This is a genomic window from Gordonia paraffinivorans NBRC 108238 (assembly GCF_000344155.1).
GTDB classification, from domain to species: Bacteria; Actinomycetota; Actinomycetes; order Mycobacteriales; family Mycobacteriaceae; genus Gordonia; species Gordonia paraffinivorans.
This window is the reverse complement of the sequence record NZ_BAOQ01000030.1, coordinates 62,262-83,662: the sequence shown is the minus strand read 5'-3', so window position 1 is coordinate 83,662 and position 21,401 is coordinate 62,262. Positions and strand designations below refer to the sequence as shown.

Annotated in this window: 19 protein-coding genes; 11 read left to right on the top strand and 8 right to left on the bottom strand. The window is 69.0% G+C overall.

Translation table 11 applies throughout. The annotated features are described in order from the left end of the window. The 3 genes from GP2_RS15200 to GP2_RS15190 form a co-directional block, all read right to left on the bottom strand. A partial coding sequence (locus GP2_RS15200; protein ID WP_006901414.1) for an IS3 family transposase occupies window positions 1–611 on the bottom strand: 611 nt, incomplete at its 3' end. Next, window positions 608–883 (bottom strand): transposase, encoded by a 276-nt coding sequence (locus GP2_RS15195; protein WP_157211702.1) that lies wholly within the window; start codon window positions 881–883, stop codon window positions 608–610. The genes GP2_RS15195 and GP2_RS15200, both read right to left, overlap by 4 nt. A gap of 216 nt (window positions 884–1,099) precedes the next feature. After that, the gene (locus tag GP2_RS15190; RefSeq protein ID WP_006901412.1) at window positions 1,100–2,143 is read right to left on the bottom strand and encodes an NAD(P)-dependent alcohol dehydrogenase; all 1,044 of its coding nucleotides are present in this window, start codon (window positions 2,141–2,143) and stop codon (window positions 1,100–1,102) included. A gap of 182 nt (window positions 2,144–2,325) precedes the next feature. Between GP2_RS15190 and GP2_RS15185 the strand changes: the two genes are divergently transcribed. Further along, window positions 2,326–3,705: an ABC1 kinase family protein gene (locus GP2_RS15185; protein ID WP_006901411.1), complete on the top strand. Its 1,380-nt coding sequence runs from the start codon at window positions 2,326–2,328 to the stop codon at window positions 3,703–3,705. 100 nt (window positions 3,706–3,805) lie between these two features. Beyond that, entirely contained in the window at window positions 3,806–5,161 is a 1,356-nt protein-coding gene (gene pgfA / locus GP2_RS15180) for a cell envelope lipid trafficking protein PgfA (RefSeq protein WP_006901410.1), read from the top strand. A 530-nt stretch (window positions 5,162–5,691) separates the two neighbouring features. Here the strand turns inward: pgfA and GP2_RS15175 are convergent. Continuing rightward, window positions 5,692–6,657, bottom strand: coding sequence for an alpha/beta hydrolase (locus tag GP2_RS15175; RefSeq protein ID WP_006901409.1), 966 nt, complete (start codon window positions 6,655–6,657; stop codon window positions 5,692–5,694). Between the two features lie 495 nt (window positions 6,658–7,152). Here GP2_RS15175 and GP2_RS15170 point away from each other — a divergent pair, with 495 nt between their 5' ends. From GP2_RS15170 to GP2_RS15140, 7 genes are all read left to right on the top strand, one after another. Then, a complete protein-coding gene (locus GP2_RS15170; protein WP_006901408.1) occupies window positions 7,153–8,637 on the top strand; it encodes an amidase in 1,485 nt (494 codons plus the stop codon). A gap of 77 nt (window positions 8,638–8,714) precedes the next feature. Beyond that, window positions 8,715–10,376 carry an FAD-binding dehydrogenase gene (locus tag GP2_RS15165; RefSeq protein ID WP_006901407.1) on the top strand — a complete coding sequence of 554 codons (1,662 nt, stop codon included), beginning with the start codon at window positions 8,715–8,717 and terminating at the stop codon, window positions 10,374–10,376. Between the two features lie 113 nt (window positions 10,377–10,489). Further along, entirely contained in the window at window positions 10,490–11,497 is a 1,008-nt protein-coding gene (locus GP2_RS15160; RefSeq protein WP_040527183.1) for a Dyp-type peroxidase, read from the top strand. Between the two features lie 48 nt (window positions 11,498–11,545). Continuing rightward, window positions 11,546–12,346, top strand: coding sequence for a family 1 encapsulin nanocompartment shell protein (locus GP2_RS15155; RefSeq protein ID WP_006901405.1), 801 nt, complete (start codon window positions 11,546–11,548; stop codon window positions 12,344–12,346). A 97-nt stretch (window positions 12,347–12,443) separates the two neighbouring features. Further along, the gene (locus GP2_RS15150) at window positions 12,444–14,177 is read left to right on the top strand and encodes an ABC transporter ATP-binding protein (protein WP_006901404.1); all 1,734 of its coding nucleotides are present in this window, start codon (window positions 12,444–12,446) and stop codon (window positions 14,175–14,177) included. Further along, window positions 14,174–16,087 carry an ABC transporter ATP-binding protein gene (locus GP2_RS15145; protein ID WP_006901403.1) on the top strand — a complete coding sequence of 638 codons (1,914 nt, stop codon included), beginning with the start codon at window positions 14,174–14,176 and terminating at the stop codon, window positions 16,085–16,087. The genes GP2_RS15150 and GP2_RS15145 overlap by 4 nt, the downstream gene beginning before the upstream one ends. 53 nt (window positions 16,088–16,140) lie before the next feature. Beyond that, window positions 16,141–16,839, top strand: a complete 699-nt coding sequence (locus GP2_RS15140) for a hypothetical protein (protein ID WP_006901402.1) — start codon at window positions 16,141–16,143, stop codon at window positions 16,837–16,839. A 23-nt stretch (window positions 16,840–16,862) separates the two neighbouring features. Here GP2_RS15140 and GP2_RS15135 read toward each other — a convergent pair whose 3' ends face one another. From GP2_RS15135 to rnhA, 3 genes are read right to left on the bottom strand one after another with little or no spacing between them, the layout of a single operon-like run. Next, a complete protein-coding gene (locus tag GP2_RS15135) occupies window positions 16,863–17,654 on the bottom strand; it encodes an SDR family oxidoreductase (RefSeq protein WP_006901401.1) in 792 nt (263 codons plus the stop codon). 59 nt (window positions 17,655–17,713) lie between these two features. Beyond that, on the bottom strand, window positions 17,714–18,625 hold the full coding sequence (locus GP2_RS15130) for a D-isomer specific 2-hydroxyacid dehydrogenase family protein (RefSeq protein WP_006901400.1): 912 nt from the start codon (window positions 18,623–18,625) through the stop codon (window positions 17,714–17,716). Beyond that, on the bottom strand, window positions 18,622–19,098 hold the full coding sequence (gene rnhA, locus GP2_RS15125; RefSeq protein ID WP_006901399.1) for a ribonuclease HI: 477 nt from the start codon (window positions 19,096–19,098) through the stop codon (window positions 18,622–18,624). Before rnhA ends, GP2_RS15130 begins: the two co-directional genes overlap by 4 nt. 132 nt (window positions 19,099–19,230) lie before the next feature. On the opposite strand from rnhA, the gene GP2_RS15120 reads away from it, so the two are divergent. Together GP2_RS15120 and GP2_RS15115 are read left to right on the top strand one after the other, a co-directional pair. Then, a complete protein-coding gene (locus tag GP2_RS15120; protein WP_006901398.1) occupies window positions 19,231–19,998 on the top strand; it encodes a methyltransferase domain-containing protein in 768 nt (255 codons plus the stop codon). Further along, window positions 19,998–20,576, top strand: a complete 579-nt coding sequence (locus GP2_RS15115; RefSeq protein ID WP_006901397.1) for a DUF1697 domain-containing protein — start codon at window positions 19,998–20,000, stop codon at window positions 20,574–20,576. The genes GP2_RS15120 and GP2_RS15115 overlap by 1 nt, the downstream gene beginning before the upstream one ends. A 319-nt stretch (window positions 20,577–20,895) precedes the next feature. Here GP2_RS15115 and GP2_RS15105 read toward each other — a convergent pair whose 3' ends face one another. Beyond that, on the bottom strand, window positions 20,896–21,372 hold the full coding sequence (locus tag GP2_RS15105) for a hypothetical protein (protein WP_006901395.1): 477 nt from the start codon (window positions 21,370–21,372) through the stop codon (window positions 20,896–20,898). Between the last annotated feature and the right edge of the window lie 29 nt (window positions 21,373–21,401).

Here is a 21,401-nt window from a genome sequence, read left to right as displayed (position 1 = left end):
TGCGATCCGTGGCCGGAATGATGAGTCAACCCGGATAGATCGGTATTGCGCTGCCACACAGCATGATTGAATGCCTGCAGCGGTAGGTCCTCGATGCGCATCGTGGCTGCGACATGCCAGCCGACGATCATCCGGGTACTAGCATCGGCGACAAAGGCGGTACAAGCAAAGCCCTGCCAGGTGCATACGTAGGTGATGTCGACGACCCACAACGGCTTGGCGCGATCGGCACCGAAACGGCGTATGACCAGGTCGACCGGCTTGGTAGCGGTCGGGTCTGGACAGGTGGTGAAGACTTTCGCGCCGCGTTGCACGCCGCCCACGCCGGCGCACCGCATCAGTCGGCGGGTTTGCTCGCGGCCGATGTCGCGGCCGGCCCGACGCAGTGCGGCGTGCATCTTGTTGACTCCGTAGACCCAGTAGATCTGCGCGTGGATGGTGGCGATGACCTCCACCAACTGCGCGTCTCGCACCGCTCGAGCCGAGACGGCCCGCGCGTTGGCGGCCCGATAGCCCCGGGAGGTCAGAAATCCCACACCTGCTGCACGGAGTGTGCGGCAGATGAACTCGACCCCGAACTGATCGCGGTGGGCGTCGATGAACGCGATCATCTCGTCGTGGGCCGGTCGAATTCCGCAGCAGAAAACGCACTCGCCGACTTCAAAAGCTCGTTGGTCTGCTCCAACTCGGCGACACGCTTTTTCAGCCGCCGGATCCCGGCGTGCTCGTCGCTGGTGGTACCGCGCCGCTCTCCAGCGTCGATCTGCGCTTTGCGGCGCCACCGCCGCAGGGTTTCCTCAACGATTTTGTGCTTGCCGGCGACCTGGCGGATCACCTCGAACTCCAAGAGCTCGGCGTCAGCTTCCAACGCCGTCTCCAACACGCACACACCTCTGCCGGAACTCCGGCGGATATCGACGTGGCATAGCTCCATCCTCCTATAGAAAGCGGAACTAAACCTGGGGTACTTCACACACCTGCGGTGCTACTGGCGTCACCGCGAGTTGGTCCGTTTCATATGTTGGTCGGGATCATCATGATGATGGTCTGAGGGCCCCGGCATGATGTCGCGCAACGAGAAGCGGCGGGGCCTGTGGCCTCAGAGCGTCGACGTGTCGATCACGAAGCGGTACCGCACGTCCGAGGCGACCACACGCTCGTAGGCCTCGTTGATCTGATCGGCCGAGATCACCTCGATCTCGGCGCCGATGCCGTGCTCGGCGCAGAAGTCGAGCATCTCCTGTGTCTGTCGGATACCGCCGATCAGCGATCCGGCGAAGCTGCGGCGCTTGAAGACCAGCGGGCCGCCCGGCACCTCGATCGGGTGTTCGGGCAGGCCGAGTTCGACGAGGGTGCCGTCGACCTTCAGCAGGTTGAGGTACTTGCCCATGTCGAGGTTGGCCGACACCGTGTTCAGGATGAGGTCGAAGTGCTCACGCAGATCGCGGAACGTCTGCGGGTCGCTCGTCGCGTAATAGTGGTCGGCGCCGAGCCGCAGCCCGTCCTCCATCTTCTTCAGCGACTGCGACAGCACGGTCACCTCGGCGCCGAGGGCGTGCGCGATCTTCACCCCGACATGTCCGAGGCCGCCGAGACCGATGATGGCGACCTTCTTGCCGGGACCGGCATTCCAGTTGCGCAACGGCGAGTAGAGGGTGATGCCGGCGCACAGCAACGGCGCCGCCACGTCGAGGGGCAGGCCCTCCGGGATGCGGCACACGTAGTTCTCGTCGACGACGATGGCCGTGGAGTAGCCGCCGTGGGTGGGCTTCCCGTCGCGGCCGACGGAGTTGTAGGTGCCGGTGTTCCCCTGCACGCAGTACTGCTCCTCGCCGGCCAGGCAGTATTCGCACTCGCGGCACGAGTCGACGAAGCAGCCGACGCCGACGCGGTCGCCGACCTCGTACCGGGTCACCTGCTCACCCACCGCCGACACCGTTCCGGCGATCTCGTGTCCGGGAACGACCGGGAAGTTCGTGCGGCCCCACTCGTTGCGGACGGTGTGGATGTCCGAGTGACAGATCCCGGCGTAGGCGATGTCGATGAGGACGTCGTGGGGACCCAGGTCCCGGCGTTCGATGGTCGCCGGTTCGAGCGGCCGATCGGCTGCGGTCGCCATGTAGGCGCTGACCGTCGTGGGCATTGCGGCTCCTTCGGGGCATGTTCTCCGGGGGGACGGATATGGGGGGCGGCCACGCATCCGCGCATCCGCCCCGACGCCCCAGTCTGCCGTCGACCCCGGCGCACCGCCATCCGGCACCGGGTGTCACATCGCACGCAGCGGGACCCTGGACCGCTGCACGTCGATCGTTACAATGACCGACGGTGACGATCAACAGCTCCGTCGACGACGGTCGGCGCGCGCAGCTGCACCCGGTGTCGCCGATCGCCGAACTCACGCGATTCGGGACGACCACGGCGCACGCTGCCGCGGGTCTCGGCCGGTTCGTCCTCCACACAGCAGGCGACGCCCTCCGCGGACGCGCGCCGAGTGCCGCACGCGCCGCGCACGAGATCCGCGACACCTTCGAACGCCTCGGGCCCACCTACGTGAAACTCGGCCAGCTCATCGCGTCGAGCCCCGGCGTCTTCTCCGAGACGCTGTCCTCGGAATTCGAGACGCTGCTCGACCGGGTGAAGCCCGCCGACCCGGAGCTCATCCGGGAGCAGTTCACCCGCGAGCTCGGGCGCACTCCCGAGGAGGTCTTCGCCGAGTTCGACCCCGAACCCATCGCATCGGCCTCCATCGCCCAGGTGCACACCGCGACCCTGCACAGCGGCGAGGAGGTCGTGGTCAAGATCCAGCGCCCCGGCATCGCCGACCGGTTGTCGCCCGACGTGGCGATCCTCGAGCGTCTCGCCGGCCTCGTCGAACTGAGCGAGTACGGCCGGATGCTCAGCGCCCGGCACGTGGTCGAGGACTTCGCCGCGGGTCTCGACGCGGAACTCGACTTCCGGATCGAGGCCGACACGATGCGCGAATGGTTCGAGTGCCTGCAGCCCGGACCGTTCGGGGATCGTGTCCGCGTCCCGCAGGTCTACGACGAACTCACCACGCAGCGGGTGCTCACCATGGAACGCATCCGCGCGATCCGCATCGACGACGCGCGGGCCGTCCGCAAGGCGGGCCACGACGGCGTCGCCCTCTGTCGCAACCTGCTGCTGTCGTTGCTCGACTCCGCCTTCCACGGCGGCCTCTTCCACGGTGATCTGCACGCCGGGAACGTCCTCGTCGACGACGAGGGCAAGTTGGTCCTGCTCGATTTCGGCATCGTCGGCCGGTTCACCCCGCGCACCCGCCGCATCCTGCGCCAGCTCGTCGTCGACCTGCTCGTGCGCGGCGACTACGAAGCCGCGGGACGGGCCATCTTCCTGCTCGGCGCCGTGCGCAAGCCCGGGTCGACGGCCAAGAGCGCCGAGGACATCAAGAAGGTCACCAACCCCCTGGCCTCCACGGACCTCGGGTCGATGTCCTACACCGACCTCGGGCGGCAGCTCGCCGCCGTCGCCAGGGCGCACGACGCCCGGCTCCCCCGCGAGCTGGTTCTCGTCGGCAAGCAGCTCCTCTATGTCGAGAAGTACATGAAGCTCCTCGCCCCGCGCTGGAAGGCGATGTCGGACAGGGAGATCTACGCGTACATGGCGGGCATCATGAAGGAGGCCGAGCGCGACCGACGAAGCGAGAAGGCCCAGCTCAACCGATGATGCATGCCCGAATTCGGCATGTCGCGCCTACTGACCAGTACACCGCGGGCGATGCCAGCTAGGGTGGGAGCGATTAGCTGCTGATTCACAGGAGTCACACATGAGACGTTTCGTGCCGGCACTGCTGGCATTCTTCGGCACCGCGTGTATCGCGGCCGCCATTGCCATACCCCTCTGGCTGGTGCCGGACCTGAAGGTGGTGCCCCTCGACCTGGACATCACCTCGGACGCCACCACGGTCTCGGCCGACGGAGAGGCCGGCGACCGCTTCCCGGCGGTCATCTTCGACCGCTGCTCGGTGTCGGAGGATCGGGCCCGCACGCTCGAGGCCCATCTGACCCAGCAGCGACGCTCGGTCATCGTCGAGCCCTCCGACAGCCGGCAGGCAACCGTCCAGTCGGCTCAGACGGTGCGCATCGACCGTCTCCGTGACGCCGAGGGCCAGGAGATCGTGCCGCCGTTCGCCGCCGCCGGCGAGACCCGCACCTGCGAGGACGGCCTGCTCACCGCGACGATCGACCGTGTCTCGGTGAACCGCAAGACCTCCGTCCCCAACGGCGCCGTGAGCTCGCTGCAGCTCGAGGCCGTGCCCGAGGGCGGCAACGTCAACGACGTGTCGGTTCCGATCGACAACCGCAACGGCTTCCAGTACAAGTTCGGCTTCGACGTGCAGAAGCGCGACTACGCGTACTACGACCTGAACACCCGCCAGGACTGCGCGGCGAAGTTCCAGGGCGAGGAGACCATCGACGGCGTCAAGACCTACCACTTCGCGTGCGAGGTCCCGGAGACCGATCTCTCGACGCTGCCCAACCCGCAGGGTGAGGCTCCCCTCGGCACCATGCTGACGATGCCCGCCAAGTGGTGGGGCATCACCGGCCGCGGTATCAAGCCGGAAGATCCGATCACGATGCACCGTTACGCATCGGCGACCCGCCACGTCTACGTCGAGCCGGTCACCGGCACCATCGTCGACGGCCGGGAGGATCAGCACCAGTACTTCAAGTCGCCCGACCAGAGCGAGAGCGCTCCGGCGCCGGTCCGCGACTTCCGCATGGACGCCCTGAAGGGCACCTTCAAGTGGACCGACGAGACGGTTCAGAACCAGGCGGACAAGGCGAGCCACTACCTGAACCTGCTGAAGGTCGGCGGATTCTGGACCCCGCTCATCCTGGGCATCGTCGGCGCGATCCTGCTGATCATCGCCGCGCTGCTGTTCTACCGCGGTCGCCGTGACGACGACGCGGTCACCGAGGGCGCCGACGTCCCGCCGGCCGCGCCCGGTGAGCGTTCCGCCTTCGAGCCCCGGACGACCCGCCTGACCAAGGATGTTCCGCCCGCCGGCTCCAACGCGAACCCGTGGGAACGGCCGACGGAGCAGATCCCGAAGGTGCAGGGCGAGCCGCCCGCCGATGACTCGGCGACGCGCAGCTTCCGCAAGCCGCCGACCGAGTAGTCACTCGACGGCCCGAAGCGAACACCGCGGGCGCATCCGGTACCAGCCGGATGCGCCCGCGGTGTTTTTCTTCCCCGAAGTCGTTGCCATCAGGTCCCGGAACGTGGGCGACGCCCACGCGGATCGACACCCCCGGGTGCCGGCGAGGAAGATAGACATCGACGCGGGAACGTCCGCTGACGAGAGCGTGGCCGGCGACCGTCTCGCCTCCGTGCTCACGGGCACCGGATCGGTCGTGATGTCGCGGCCCGGGACGGCTGCGTGGTGCCACCAGCGCGGCCCGCTCGAGCGTGAACGGCCCACGCCTCCCGCGGATTCGACCCTGGACGAATTCTCCGCGACCACGTCGGTCCTCGACGGCCACCGACCACCAGGCACACGCCGAACGACGAAGGCCCGGACGCTCCTGCACGGCCGGTGCGCCTCCTGGACCGCTCACGGTGACGCAGACGCAACAAGGGCCGGTGACCCGAAGGTCACCGGCCCTTGCCGTCGTGTCTGTCAGGGAGCGATCGGACCGCTCACCCGGCTCACCAGAAGGCCGGGCGGAAGGTCTTGTTCCACGACTCCTTGAAGGTGTTCTGCCAGTAGTCCCACCAGTGGGCGCCGTCCGGGGTGATCCGGGTGGTCAGCTTGACGCCCGGGACGAGCGCGAGGCGCCCGATGTAGAGCTGACTGCTGGTCGACGCGGCGACCTCGAGCGGGATCATCTGCGCGAACTTGACCGGGTCGAAGTTGGCGCTGGTCGGGTTCACCGACGAGTCGTACTTGCTGCCGACGCCGCTGCCCGAGGAGACGTACACGTGGTGGTTCGCCAGGTTGTTGGCACTCAGGAACGGATCGTTCTGGAACCACGAGCCGGCGGGGTAGAAGCCCCACATGTTGAACGGGTTGCCGCCCATCTCGGCGACCGAGGCCATGATGCCCTGGGTGAAGCCCGGCATGGTGACCGTCGGGTAGCCGCTGTAGGAGGCGACCGCCTGGTAGAAGCCCGGGTGACGCGACGCGAGGTTCAGCGCCGAGGTGCCCGACATCGACAGGCCGGCGATGCCGTTGCGGCGGTTGTCGCTGCCGTGACGAGCGGCCATGTGGCGCGGCAGCTCGCGGGTGAGGAAGGTCTCCCACTTGTTGACGCCGAGGGCCGGGTCCGGGGACTGCCAGTCGGTGTAGAAGCTGCCGCCGCCGCCGAACGGGATCGCGACGTTGGCGCCCTTGCCGTTCATCCAGCGGGCGACGTCGGTGTTGATCAGCCAGCCGCTGTTGTTGTTCGGCGCGCGAAGACCGTCGAGGAGGTAGAGCGTCGGCTTGGGTCCGCTGCCGCCGGCCTTCACGATGCACACCGGCACCGAGCGGTTCATGGCGTTCGAGCGGACGTACTCGACAGTGCAACCGTTGGCAGCAGAGGCCTCCGGCGGAGCGGCGACCAACGTGGCGCCTGACACGGCCACGAGAGCGGCGAGTCCGGCGACGAGGCGCTTACGGGCGCGAGTCAGCATTCGTCTGTTTTCCTTTGTGGATCCTCACGGCCTGTGGGCGGCCGCTGTATGGGTCTTGCCTGAAACCGGGTACTTCGTCCTGCGCACAGAGCACGATCAGCTCTACCGCTGCAGCTGTACGACAGGAGGCGGTACGTAGGGGGATTGTATTGGTCCCCCACGCGGGTGGTACCCGTCGTCGTGAAGTGTAACGGCACGATAACGTCGCGGCAAAGGCTGGAACGACTCCCGTGACCCGGGGCGTCGGTGACACATCTCACACGCGTCCGCCCGTGAACAGCCCATTCGCGGCATAGGCGACACCCCGTGGCACGCGTCGGACGGACGATCCGGCCGTCCCGCGATCGCCCCGTTACGCGATCGGTTGACCTCCGTGATGCTCACCGGCGCCGCGCACGCCCGACGACCGTGCCCGTCGGCCTCGCGGGGCTTCCGGCGTCTGGCCTCGCCGGCGATCCGTGGCCGCGACCTCGTCCCGCTCACTAAGGTCGTGGCGTGGACATCGGCGAATATCTCGAGCACGACGCCACCGCACTGGCCGGCCTCGTCCGCTCCGGCGAGGTGACCGCGGCCGAGCTCCTCGAGGTCGCGCGGGAGCGGGCGACGGCGGTCAACCCGACGCTCAACGCGATCGTGATCAGCATGGACGGCGAGGCCGACCGCCGGGTGGCGGGCGAGCTCCGCGGGCCGCTCGCCGGCGTGCCGTTCCTCATCAAAGACCTCGCGCAGGACTTCCGCGGATATCCGACGACGCGGGGCAGCCGCTCCTACCGGCGTCTCATCGCCCCCTCCCACGCGGCGGTGGTGGAGAGGTTCCTCGACGCCGGGCTGGTCGTCTTCGGCAAGACCGCGACCCCGGAGTTCGGGGCGAAGGCGATCACCGAATCCGAGCTGTGGGGACCGACCCGCAACCCGTGGAACACCGACGTCACCCCGGGCGGTTCCTCCGGCGGCAGCGCGGCGGCGGTCGCGGCGGGAATCGTCCCGGCCGCGGGCGCGAACGACGGCGGGGGCTCCATCCGCATCCCGGCGGCCTGTACCGGCCTGGTGGGCCTGAAGGCGTCTCGCGGGCTGATGCCGTTCGGTCCGCACGTCGGCGAGCCGCTGTTCGGGATGGGCGTCGAGGGGGTCGTGACCCGGACCGTGCGCGACGCCGCCGCGCTCTACGACGCGATCATCGGTCCGACCCCCGCCGCCACCTATCCGACCCCGCCGCACACCGAGACGTTCACCGCGCGGATCGCCACCCCGCCCCAGCGGCTGCGCATCGGGTTCACCACGCGGTCGGCGATCAACCCGGCACCGCACCCCGAGGCAGTCGCGGCGGTGCAGCGTGCCGCGAACGTGCTCACCGAACTCGGCCACCACGTCGAGGAGGTGGACCCGCCGCACGACGACGCCGAACTCGCACGGGACTTCCTCGAGATCTGGTTCGCCAAGGCGGCCGCACAAGTCGACGAGGCGCGACGCCGGACCGGCGCGTCGGACGCCGACTTCGAGGCCGACACCCTCGCCGTCGCCGAGATCGGCCGGGCGTCCGGCGTGATCCCGCTGTTCCGCGCGCTCGACGACGTCAACGATCACGTGCTGGCCCTCGAACGGTTCCACCGCACATACGACCTGCTGATGACGCCGACGCTGGCGACGCCGCCCCCGCGGATCGGGGCGATGACCACGCCGCCGCTGCTGCAGCACGCCGCCCGCCTCGCCGCGAAGGCGCGGATCGGGTCGGTCATGTCGCGGCTGGGCCTCGTCGAACAGCTCATCGCGGAGAACCTCGGCTGGGTGCCCTACACCCAGCTGGCCAACCTCACCGGCCGCCCGGCCGTCAGCGTGCCGCTCCACTGGACCGCCGACGGCCTTCCCCTGGGCGTGCAGTTCGTCGGCCGGCTCGGCGCGGACGGCGAGCTGCTGGCCCTCGCGGCGTCGCTGGAACAGGCCGCGCCGTGGTTCCACCGGTACTCCGACATCGCCCTGTGATGCGGGGCTAATCTCGTCTCGGACTGAAGTGTCCGGGTTCACACCCGGGCCGGGGACGAGTGCGCCGAGGAGATGTCGTGACGAAGCAGGTTGCCGATGCGGTGGTCGTCGGGGCGGGTCTGGCCGGATTGGTCGCGACGTACGAACTCACCAAGGCCGGCCGCCGCGTGGTCGTCGTCGACCAGGAGAACCGGAACAACCTTGGCGGACAGGCCTTCTGGTCGCTGGGCGGCCTGTTCATGGTCGACACCCCCGAGCAGCGCCGGCTCGGCATCACCGACTCGGCCGAACTGGCCCTGCAGGACTGGATGGGCTCGGCCGGTTTCGACCGCGACGACGAGGACTACTGGCCGCGTCAGTGGGCTCGCGCCTACGTGGAGTTCGCGGCGACCGAGAAGCGCCAGTACCTGCACGACCTCGGCCTGCGCATCACCCCGATCGTCGGGTGGGCTGAGCGCGGCGGCGGTTTCGCCGACGGCCACGGCAATTCCGTGCCACGGTTCCACCTCACGTGGGGCACCGGTCCGGAGGTGGTGCGGATCTTCGCCGAGCCCGTCCTCGAGGCCGAGAAGCGCGGCCTGGTGGAGTTCCGGTTCCGTCACCGGGTCGACGAACTCGTCGTCGAGAACGGCGTCGCGGTAGGCGTCCGGGGCGCCACGCTGGCACCGACCGACCTGCCGCGCGGCGCGGCCTCGAACCGGGATGTGACCGGCGACTTCGAGATTCGCGCGGGCGCGGTCATCGTCACCTCGGGCGGCATCGGCCACAACCACGAGCTCATCCGCGAGAACTGGCCCGTCGAGCGTCTGGGCCCGGCCCCGAAGACGATGATCGCCGGCGTTCCCGCCCACGTCGACGGACGCATGCTCGCCATCAGCGAGGACGCCGGGGCCAGCATCGTCAACCGCGACCGCATGTGGAACTACACCGAGGGCATCCACAACTGGGATCCGATCTGGCCGAACCACGCCATCCGCATCATCCCCGGGCCCTCGTCGCTGTGGCTCGACGCGCTCGGCAACCGGCTCGCCCCGCCGAACTTCCCCGGTTTCGACACGAATTCGACGATGAAGGCGATCCTGTCGACGGGATACGACTACTCCTGGTTCGTCCTCACCCAGACCATCGTCGAGAAGGAGTTCATGCTGTCGGGTTCGGAGCAGAACCCCGACATCACCTCCAAGGACGTGAAGTTCATGGCGAAGAGCCGCCTCGCGAAGGGTGCGCCCGGGCCCGTCGAGGCGTTCCTGCGCAACGGCGTCGACTTCGTCGTGGCGGACAACCTGCCTGAACTGGTCGCCGGGATGAACAAGATCGCGCGCGGACCCGAACTCGACCTGGCCGCCGTCGAGCGCACCATCTCCGCCCGCGATGCCGAGGTGGACAACAAGTTCTCCAAGGACGCCCAGCTGATGGCGATCAACAACGCACGACAGTTCGTGGGCGACAAGCTCATTCGCGTGGCCAAGCCGCATCGCATCCTCGATCCGGCACACGGCCCGCTGATCGCGGTGCGGCTCAACATCCTCACGCGCAAGACGCTCGGCGGCCTCGAGACCAACCTCGACTCGCAGGTCCTGCGTCCCGACGGCAGCGCCTTCGACGGCCTGTTCGCCGCCGGCGAGGTCGCGGGCTTCGGCGGCGGCGGCGTGCACGGGTACAACGCGCTCGAGGGAACGTTCCTCGGCGGCTGTATCTTCTCCGGTCGCGCGGCCGGACGCGCGGTCGCGCGCAGCTGATCGGCAGACCGCGGCGCCACCGCACACACCGCTGTGAAAAGGATTGCCTCACCTCAGCTTTGGGTCACGATCCGGCGCACCACCGCCGGTCGCGGTCGGATATGGTGATGGGCGTGCCCGTGCCGCAGACGATCCTGACCCGCAAGACCAAGTCGGCGATCTTCCTGGTCCTCACCATCAACGACGGTGGCGAGGACCGGGTTCGCGATGTGCTGGCGCGGATCCCGGGACTGAACAACGCGGTCTCGTCCCGCGCCCCGGAGGCCGCGCTCGCCGGCATCGTCTCCATCGGCTCCGACGCCTGGGACCGGCTGTTCAGCGGACCGCGCCCGCGGTCGCTGCATCCGTTCATCCCGCGCGTGGGCCAGGTGCACACCGCACCGTCGACCCCGGCCGACCTGCTGGTCCACATCAAGGCCGACCCGATGGACCTGTGCTACGAACTCGGCCGGCTGATCACCGAGGAGCTCGGCGACGCGGTCACCGTCGTCGACGAGGTGCACGGTTTCCGCTACTTCGACCTGCGCGACCTGATCGGCTTCGTCGACGGCACCGAGAACCCGGTCGGCCAGGCGGCGATCGACGCGATCACCGTCGGCGACGAGGACCCGGATTTCGCCGGCGGCAGTTACGTCGCGATCCAGCGCTACGTCCACGACTTCTCGGCCTGGAACTCCCTCAGCATCGCCGAGCAGGAAGCCGCGATCGGCCGCACCAAGCTCGACAACGTCGAGATGGCCGACGACGTGAAGCCGTCGAACTCGCACATCGCCCTGAACAAGGTCGAGGACGAGAACGGCGAGGAGATCGACATCGTCCGCGACAACATGCCCTACGGCGACGTCTCCGGGAAGGGTGAGGCGGGCACCTTCTTCATCGCCTACTCGGCCGGCCCGGAGGTCACCGAGGAGATGCTGCGGAAGATGTTCATCGGCGACCCGCCCGGCAACCACGACCGGCTCCTCGACTTCACCACCGCCGTCACCGGCGCGCAGTTCTTCACCCCGACCATCGACTTCCTCGAGGATCTCCCGCCCGCTCCCGGGGCTCCGGAGGACACCGCCGCCGCGTCCGCGCCGCGGCCGTCCGACGGGTCTCTGGGCATCGGGTCCCTGCACTAGTCACCGCACCATCACCGCCCGACCACACCAAGCGCATCAGGAGGCATCATGAACAACCTGCACCGCGAGCTCGCTCCCATCTCCGATGCGGCATGGGCTGAGATCGAGGAGGAGGCCACCCGGTCGTTCAAGCGCAACATCGCCGGCCGGCGCCTCGTCGACGTGAAGGGACCGCTCGGGCAGGACACCGCGGCGGTGACGCTCGGCCATCGCAGCAAGATCGACTCGCCGTCGCAGGGCATCGAGGCCTACATCCGGCGCACCCAGTCGCTCGTCGAGCTGAAGGTCCCGTTCACCGTGTCCCGTGAGGCCATCGACGACGTGGATCGCGGCGCGAAGGACTCCGACTGGGAGCCGGTCGTCGAGGCGGCGCGCCAGCTCGCCCTCGCCGAGGACCGCGCGATCTTCGAGGGCTACGCGGCGGCGTCGATCACCGGCATCCGCGCCGAGGCCTCGGCCGCGCCGATCCAGCTGCCCGCCGACGTCCGCGACTACCCCGAGGCGTTCAGCCAGGCGATCTCGACGCTGCGACTCGCCTCGATCGACGGCCCGTACGCGGTTGCCATGTCGGCCGAGGTGTACACGCAGGTCAACGAGACCTCGAACCACGGCTACCCGATCCGCGACCACATCAAGCGCCTGGTGAGCGGCGACATCGTCTGGGCCCCTGCGATCAACGGCGCGTTCCTCATGAGCACCCGCGGCGGCGACTTCGAGCTCACGATCGGCCAGGACGTGTCGATCGGTTACGACTCGCACGACGGCGATGTCGTCAACCTCTACTTCCAGGAGTCCTTCACCTACCTGACGCACACCGGCGAGGCGGCCGTGGCGCTCATCGGGAACTGAGCACGCCGACCCCGGTCCGCGTGTCACCCGGGGCAACTAGTCTGTCTCGGGTGACCGCAGTGAAGGCCGGCTCGCTCCCTCTGATCCCGGCGGCGAGATGCTAGTCCGACTGATCCGCCGGTATCTGCGGAACTACCGGCTCAACATCGTCATGGTCGTCACGCTCCAGTTCGTGGCGACGCTGGCGATGCTGTACCTGCCGAGTCTCAACGCCGACATCATCGACAACGGCGTGGCGCGCGGCGACACCGAGTACATCCTGCGTATCGGCGGTTGGATGCTGGTGGTGGCGCTGGTGCAGGTGGTCGCGACGATCACCGCCCAGTTCTTCGGTGCGCGCGCCGCGCTCGGGGTGGGCCGCGACATCCGCGGCGACCTGCTGCACCGGGTTAACTCGTTCTCCGCACGCGAGGTCGGCACCTTCGGCGCGCCGTCGCTCATCACCCGGACCACCAACGACGTCCAGCAGGTGCAGATGCTGATCGTCATGTGCTTCGCAATCCTGGTGATGGCCCCGATCATGTGCATCGGCGGCATCGCGATGGGCATCGGCGAGGCACCGGCCCTGTGGTGGGTCATCGCGATCGCGGTGCCCGTCCTCGGGCTCTCCATGGCGCTGGTGATCGCGCGCATGATCCCCGGGTTCCGGGCGATGCAGGAGCGCATCGACGCGGTGAACCGCATCCTGCGCGAACAGATCACGGGCATCCGCGTGGTCCGGGCGTTCGTGCGCGAGGAGCACGAGCGACGCCGCTTCGCGGTCGCCAACGATGCCCTCACCGACACCACGATCCGGGTCGGCCGCCTGATGGCGCTGATGTTCCCGCTGGTCATGGTGATCACGAATGTCACGATCGTCGCGGTGATCTGGTTCGGCGGGCACGCGGTCGCCGACGGCTCGGTGCAGATCGGCGCCCTCACCGCGTTGATCACCTACGTCATGCAGATCCTCATCTCGGTGATGATGGCGTCGTTCCTCGCCATGATCGCCCCGCGCGCCGCCGTCTGCGCCGAACGGATCACCGAGGTCCTCGACACCGAGACCTCCGTGCTCCCGCCGGCCGACCCGATCGGCTTCGCCGACGACCCCGGCACGGTCGAGTTCGACGGCGCCGAGTTCCGCTACCCCGGCGCCGACGACCCGGTGATCTCGGGGATCACCTTCCGCGTCACCCCCGGCACCACGACCGCGATCGTCGGGTCCACCGGTTCGGGCAAGACCACCCTGCTCGGCCTCGTGCCGCGTCTCGTCGACGCCACGGCGGGGGTCGTCAGGGTCGGCGGCACCGACGTCAGGCGACTCGATCCCGACGCACTCCGCGCGGTGATCGGCCTGGTCCCGCAGCGGCCGTACCTGTTCTCCGGGACCATCCGGTCCAACATCCTGCACGGCAGGTCCGACGCCACCGACGACGAGATCTGGGAGGCCCTGCGGATCGCGCAGGCCGAGGACTTCGTCGCGAAGATGCCCGACGGTCTCGACACCAAGGTCTCGCAGGGCGGCACGACGGTGTCGGGCGGACAGCGCCAGCGGCTCGCTATCGCGCGCGCGCTCGTCCGCAGGCCCGCCATCTACCTGTTCGACGACTCCTTCTCCGCCCTCGACCTCAGCACCGACGCGCGGCTGCGCGCCGCACTCCGGCCGGCCACCCGCGACGCCGCCGTCATCGTGGTGGCGCAACGGATCTCGACCATCGTCGACGCCGACCAGATCGTCGTGCTCGACCGCGGCCGGATCGCCGGGATCGGGCGCCACGACGAGCTGGTGGCCTCCTGCCCGACCTACGCCGAGATCGTGGACTCCCAGATGGCCGTGGAGGAGGGCGCATGACCCACCCGGGCAGACCGATGGCCGGTCCGGAAAGCAAGCCGAGGTCGTTCTGGCCGTCGGTCAAGCGCCTGGTCCACCAGCTCGGCACCTACCGCTGGCAGATGACGGTGACGCTGACGTCGATCGTGGCGTCGGTCGTACTGCTCGCGATAGCGCCACGCGTGCTCGGGCACGCCACCAACCTGGTGTTCGACGGGGTAGTCGGCGAGATGCTCCCCGCCGGCCTGACCAAGGAACAGGCCGTCGCCGGGCTCCGCGAGCGCGGCGACGACACCTTCGCCGACATGGTGTCGTCGATGGACGTGACGCCGGGTGTCGGCGTGGACTTCGGGGCCGTCGGCCAGGTCCTGCTCATCACCTTCGTCATGTACGTGGTGGCGTCGGGACTCGGCTGGTTCGCGGCGTACCTGCTCAACGACGTCGTCGCCGGGACCATCCGGGAACTGCGCGCCCGGGTCGAGGAGAAGATCCACCGCCTGCCGCTGCGGTACTACGACACGATGCCGCGCGGCGAGCTGCTGAGCCGGGTCACCAACGACCTCGACAATCTCTCGCAGAGCATGCAGCAGACGATCTCCCAGCTGGTGAACTCGGTGCTCACCGTCGTCGCGCTGCTGATCATGATGCTCTGGATCTCGCCGCTGCTGGCGCTGATCGCCATCGCGACGGTACCGCTGGCGGTCGTCGCCACCGCGGTCATCGCCAAGCGGTCCAAGCCGCACTTCGCCGCGCAGTGGGCGTCCACCGGTGCGCTCAACGCCCAGGTCGAGGAGGCGTTCACCGGCCATGAGCTGGTCACCGCCTTCGGCCGTCAGCGCGAGATCGAGGCGACCTTCGACGAGCGCAACGAGAAGCTGTACCAGTCGAGCTGGCGGGCGCAGTTCATCTCCGGCGTGATCATGCCGGCGATCATGTTCCTCGGGAACCTCAATTACGTGGCGATCGCCGTGGTCGGCGGCCTGCGGGTCGCGTCGGGGTCGCTGAGTCTCGGCGAGGTGCAGGCGTTCATCCAGTACTCGCGGCAGTTCACCCAGCCGCTCACCCAGATCGGCTCGATGTTCAACCTGATGCAGAGCGGCGTCGCGTCCGCCGAGCGCATCTTCGACATCCTCGACGCCGAGGAGGAGACCCCCGATCCGGCCGACCCGAAGACCCCCGAGCACGACAACGGCCTGATCGAGTTCGACGACGTGTCGTTCCGCTACGTCCCCGACAAGCCGCTCATCGAGCATCTGGATCTCATCGCCAGGCCCGGCCACATGGTCGCGATCGTCGGCCCCACCGGGGCGGGCAAGACCACGCTGGTGAACCTGATCATGCGCTTCTACGACGTCGACTCGGGCCGGATTCTGGTCGACGGGGTGGACTCCACGGAGATGACGCGCGACGACCTGCGCGAGCGCACCGGGATGGTCCTGCAGGACTCGTGGTTGTTCGGCGGCACCATCTACGAGAACATCGCCTACGGCGACCCCGCCGCCTCCCGCGAGGAGGTCATGGAGGCGGCGCGGCTGAGCCACGTCGACCACTTCGTGCGGACCCTGCCGGGCGGCTACGACACCGTCATCGACGAGGAGGGCGGCGGCGTCAGCGCCGGTGAGCGCCAGCTCATCACGATCGCCCGCGCGTTCCTCGCCAAACCGACCATCCTCATCCTCGACGAGGCGACGAGCTCGGTCGACACCCGCACCGAGCTGCTCATCCAGAAAGCCATGGCGAACCTGCGCACCGATCGCACGAGTTTCGTGATCGCGCACCGGCTCTCGACGGTCCGCGACGCGGACGTGATCGTCGTGATGGAGGACGGCCACATCGTCGAGCAGGGCGATCACGAGGAACTGCTCGCCGCCCGCGGCGCCTACTACCGGCTGTACCAGAGCCAGTTCGCCGGGGCGATCGAGGCGGGCTGACCACATGCTCCGCGGGTACCGGCCGCGCTGGGACGGGCCGTAGAGTCGTCGATGTGACCGGAATCCTCGAATTCGCGTCTGACTACTGGTGGTTGGTCTTCCCCGTCGGCGGCGTGGTCGGCGGCTGGGTGGGCTCGGTGGCGAAGTACAACGAGAAGCGCCGGAAGGACAAGATCGAGCTCGAGCGAATCCGGGCGTCGGCGAGGACCGAACAGCTGAGGCTGACCACGACGTCGCTGCGGCAACTGCGCAAGACCCTCGAGCAGCACGACGCCCTGAACGCACGCTGGTTCGCCTACGAACTCGATCTCGCCACCCTCATCGAGTACCCGCTCATGACCGACATGCGGGAACCGCTGACGCTGGCCTTCCACCGGGCGCGGGTCCGGGCCGACGACCTGCGGCCGGAGGAGCCCGCTCCCGACGCGACGGAGACGTCGTTGCCCCCGGACGAGTTCGACCGGTACCGCGAAGCGGTCGCGGAGTATGCCGCGGCCTTCGAGGCGGCCGAGCGGGAGGCGCGGCGCCGCAGGCAGGCGGCGTTCTCCCCGGTCGAGCGCGAGGCACTCGAGCGCGCCCGCAAACTCATCGGCGTGGCCTCCGACACCGGCGCCACCCCCGCCGAGCGACAGGCCGCGTACAAGAAGGCACGCGCCGAGCTCGACGGGCTCATCGACGTTCCCCCGGCCGCCGCCGAGCGGCTCGAGGGCCAGATCGCCGGTGCGCTGGAGCCCGGACGCGGGGACGACTGACGTGACCCGGGTGCGGCCGCCGGCTACAGGTCCGGGATCGGCAGATCGAGGTTGGGCGCGATGATCCCGCCGTCCACCTCGAGGATCTTGCCGGTGACGTATGCGCCGGCAGGCGAGGCCAGGTAGACCGCGGCCGCCGCGATGTCCTCGGGCTCGCCGAGGCGGTGGATCGGGGTGGCCTTCTCCACCGCGCTCCGCATCTCGTCGTTGTCGGCGACGATCTCCAGTGCCGACGTGTGGATGGCGCCCGGGGCGATCCCGTTCACGCGGATCTTGGGGTTGAGGTCCATCGCCGCGATCCGCGTGTAGTGCGCCAGAGCGGCTTTCGCGGTTCCGTAGGCGGCGTAGGCGCGACCCGGAAGCCGCCCGACCGCCGACGTCACGTTGATGACCGAGCCGCCGCCCGTGGTCGCCAGCATCTGCTTGGCACCGGCCACGGTGAGTGCGTGCGCGTTGGCGACGTTGAAGGCGAACGCGTCCACCAAGTGCTTGGGAGCGGTGTCGAACAGCGGCCGCGGCATGGCGCCGCCGACGTTGTTCACGACGACGTCGAGGCGGCCGAACTCGTCGACCGCGGTCTGCGCGAGGGCGGCCGCGGCGTCGGAGTTGCTGAGGTCCACGGGGACGATGTGGGCCCGGCGCCCGGCGTCGGCGATCTGCCCGGCCACCTGTTCGAGGTCGAATTCGCTGCGCGCGGCGATCACCACGTCGGCGCCGGCCTCGGCGAAGGCGACGGCGATCGCCGCACCCAGCCCTCGTCCGGCCCCGGTGACGACGGCGACGTGGTCGTCGAGGCGGAATCTGTCGAGAATCACTCCCCGACTCTGCCACGATCGCCGCCGAAACGAGAACGTGTTCTAGAAATTGACCCGGATCAGTAGTTGCGGTCCGGGGTGACCCGCGCCAGCAGGTCCTCGCCGGCGGCGAAGCGGCGGAGGTTCTCGGCGAGCCACGGCGCGAACTCCCGCGTCAGCCCCGACGCCGGGTTGGCGACATGGGGCGTGATGATCACGTTCGGCAGCGACCACAGCGGGTTGTCCTCGGCCGGCGGTTCGGGATCGGTGACGTCGAGCGCCGCACCGGCGATCACGCCGTCGGCCAGCGCCCGGTACAACGCCGCCTCGTCCACCAGCGGACCGCGCGCTACGTTCACGATCCACGCGTGATCCGGCAGCGCCGCAAGGGTTTCGGCGTTGATCAGGTGCCGCGTCTCGGCCGTGGCGGGTGCGGCCAGCACGACGTGGTCGGTGGCGCCCCAGAGCCCGTCGAGCTCACTCGCCCGGCGCACCTCGTCGGCGCCGGGCACGTCCCGTCCCGACCGGTTGACCGCGATCACCCGCGCGCCGCAGGCCTTCAACCGCGGCGCGAGCGACGCCCCGATCCCGCCGGCGCCCACGATGGCGACCGTCGAACCGTGCAGCGACCGCACCGAGGTGTCGATGCGCTCCTTGTCCCAGTGCCGCACGACCGCGGTGTTGATCTGCCGCAGCCCGGCGAGCAGCAGCGCCAGCGCGTGCTCGGCGACGTTCTCGGCGTAGAACCCGGAGGCATTGGTCCAGATGCGGCGGTCGTCCGGTAGGCCCGCGTCGAAGAAGTCCTCGATACCGGCGGACTTCAGCGCGACCCATTCGATGTGATCGCCGAGCTCGGGGAAGTCGTCGGGCGTGCCGATCCACACCAGCACCCGCGCCTCGTCGAGGCCGGCGATCTCGCCGCCGGTGCTCTCGATCGCGGCCACGAGGTGCTCGTCGCGGTATGGCTCGAGCGCGACCGGTATCGCGGTCACCTGGCCACCGACTTCGCGGCGGTGGTCGCCAGCTCGTCGGCGATCTCGTTGTAGTGGTCGCCCGCGTGCCCCTTGACCCACCGCCACTCCACCTGGTGCCGCTGTTCCTCCTCGATGAGGCGACGCCACAGGTCGGCGTTCTTCACGGGCTTCTTGTCCTTGGTCTTCCACCCGTTCGCCTGCCAGCCGGCCACCCACTTGGTGATGCCGTTGCGCACGTAGGTGGAGTCGGTGTAGATGATCACGCGCGACGGTCGGGTGAGCGCGGCGAGGCCCTCGATGGCGGCGGTCAGCTCCATCTTGTTGTTGGTGGTGTCCGGGTCGGAGCCGGAGATCCGCTTCTCCTTGTCCTTGTAGCGCAGCACCGCGCCCCACCCGCCCGGCCCCGGATTGCCCAGGCACGCCCCGTCGGTGGAGATCTCCACAACGGCGTCGGTGTTCGTGTTCGCAGCAGCGTCGACCGGTTGACTCACGCAGGGAAGCCTACGTCAGCGACGAGACAGCGCCCCAAGCCGACGACCCCCTCGGACGCACCGTGGGCCGAACCCCCACACGTCCCGGTCTGCTGGTGACACCGTCCACGCCGGCGCCCTAGTGTGGAGTGCATGGCTGTCTGGGATCCGGCACGCTACCTGCAATTCGCCGACGACCGCGCGAGACCCTTCCTCGACCTCATCGCGCAGATCCCCATCAACCCGGCGACCATCGTCGACCTGGGCTGCGGCCCGGGCCACCTCACCAAACACCTGCGTGCGCAGTGGCCCGACGCGGAGATCCTCGGCATCGACGAGTCGGCCGCGATGATCGGGCGCGCCATCGGCGACAACACCGATCCGCTCGCGAACTTCGACGTCGCCGACGTCACCGAGTGGACCCCGAACCGCACGTACGACCTGATGATCTCGAACGCCATGTTCCAGTGGGTTCCCGACCAGTTCGCGGTCATCGACCGGCTGCTCGGGCACCTCTCGGACGGCGGGGCCTTCGCGATCCAGGTGCCCAACGGGCACGATGCCCCGTTCCGCACCGCGCTGGCCGAGCTCGCGGCCGCCGAGCCGTACCGGGAGCACCTGGCCGACGTGCGGCCGCTGCCCCGACTCGACGCCGAGCTGTACCTGGAGTTCTTCTTCGACCGCGGTTTCCGGGTGAACGCCTGGGAGACGACCTATCTGCACGTACTCGACGGCGACGACCCCGTCTTCGACTGGATCTCCGGGACCGGGGCACGCCCCTACCTTCAAGCGCTGCCGGCCGAGCACCGCAAGCCGTTCGTCACCGAGCTCAAGAAGCGGCTCTCGGAGGCCTATCCGCGTCGCGAATGGGGAACGCTCTTGCCGTTCCGGCGCAGCTTCGCGGTGGCGACCCGACGCTGATGTCACCGCTTCCCGGACACGACGTGGCGACAAACGCAACCCGATCCGAGGCCGGTCGGCGCATCGTCCTCGTCCGCGCGGTCAACGTCGGCGGCGTGAAACTCCCGATGGCCGAATTGCGGGAGATGGCAACCGAACTCGGGGCGTCCGACGTGGCCACCTACATCGCGTCGGGCAATCTCGTCTGCTCACCGCCCGGCGACCCGGACCATTTCGACCGGGCCCTCGAGACCGCCATCACCGCACGCTACGGGTACTTCCGGGAGGTGATCAGCCGGTCGGCGGAGGAGGTCGCGGCCGCGCTCGACGCGCACCCGTTCGAGGTCGTCGACGACAGGTTCTCCTCCATCCACTTCCTGGTCGCCGAACCCGATCCCGCACTGGTGGCGGCCTTCGAGAGGCAGGACTTCGGCGACGACCTCTTCCAGGTCGTCGGCCGCGACCTGCACATCCGCTACGAGTCCGGCGCCGGCCGCTCGAAGCTGACCGCCGCTTCCATCGCGCGCGGGCTCGGCGTCCAGGGCACCGCCCGCAACCTCCGAACGGTGCGCGCACTGCTCGAACTCGCTCGGTCCTGACCGGCAACCGCACGGTGGCCGGCCGTCACGTCCGGGCGTAGCGTCGAGGACGCAAGGCGTCTGAGACCAAGACGAACGCGCACGTCGAGAGGACCGTCATGGACCGGACGACGATGGACCGGACGACGACCATGAACCAACCGGTGCCCCAACCGCCTCCGCCGCCCGAGCCGGTGCCGGCCCCCGAGCCCATCCCGGAACCGCCGCCGGAACCACCGATACCGGTGCCCACGCCCCCACCGGCTCCTGATCCGCAGCCCCGGCCGCCGGAGCCGGATCCGCCGCCGCGTCCGACCGTGATCTGAGGTCTACGCCGTGTTCACGCGTTGATGAGGACGCGAGCGACCCGGTCCATGTCCGCGAGCTGGGCGGCCTTCGGGGCCTCCCAGAGCTGCTTGGGGAGGTGCTCGAGGACCTTGATCGCCTCCTCGATGGAGTCGAGCGCCTCGGCGGCCTCGTCGCCGGTCAGCTCGGACGCCGCGATCAGCCGGTCGTCGATCTCGAACACGGCGTCGTCGAGACGGTCGCGGGCGGCGACGAGCTCGTCGTCGTGCGGGATCGCCGGATTGGCGTGCACATCGGCGACCGCGTAGCGAATCCGACGGTGCAGCAACGCCTCTCGGTGGTTGTCGGTGGCCCAGCTCTCCGGCGCCCGCCCGGGCTTGCCGGGGATGAGGTCGGTGGAGCGGGCGAAGGCGCGCACGCGTTTGTCGGAGTCGTAGGCGAACCAGGCCGCCCCGGCCAGGATGAACAGCGCGACCACCACGGTCACGACGATGACGACGACTGCGATCATGGCCGGATCACCTCATCCGACGCGACTCG

Coding starts and splice junctions, on each gene's coding strand:
- GP2_RS15190 (WP_006901412.1), bottom strand. CDS start 2,143: ATGCCCACGACGGTCAGCGCCTACATGGCGACCGCAGCCGATCGGCCG.
- pgfA (WP_006901410.1), top strand. CDS start 3,806: ATGAGACGTTTCGTGCCGGCACTGCTGGCATTCTTCGGCACCGCGTGT.
- GP2_RS15175 (WP_006901409.1), bottom strand. CDS start 6,657: ATGCTGACTCGCGCCCGTAAGCGCCTCGTCGCCGGACTCGCCGCTCTC.
- GP2_RS15155 (WP_006901405.1), top strand. CDS start 11,546: ATGAACAACCTGCACCGCGAGCTCGCTCCCATCTCCGATGCGGCATGG.
- GP2_RS15150 (WP_006901404.1), top strand. CDS start 12,444: ATGCTAGTCCGACTGATCCGCCGGTATCTGCGGAACTACCGGCTCAAC.
- GP2_RS15145 (WP_006901403.1), top strand. CDS start 14,174: ATGACCCACCCGGGCAGACCGATGGCCGGTCCGGAAAGCAAGCCGAGG.
- GP2_RS15120 (WP_006901398.1), top strand. CDS start 19,231: ATGGCTGTCTGGGATCCGGCACGCTACCTGCAATTCGCCGACGACCGC.
- GP2_RS15115 (WP_006901397.1), top strand. CDS start 19,998: ATGTCACCGCTTCCCGGACACGACGTGGCGACAAACGCAACCCGATCC.
- GP2_RS15105 (WP_006901395.1), bottom strand. CDS start 21,372: ATGATCGCAGTCGTCGTCATCGTCGTGACCGTGGTGGTCGCGCTGTTC.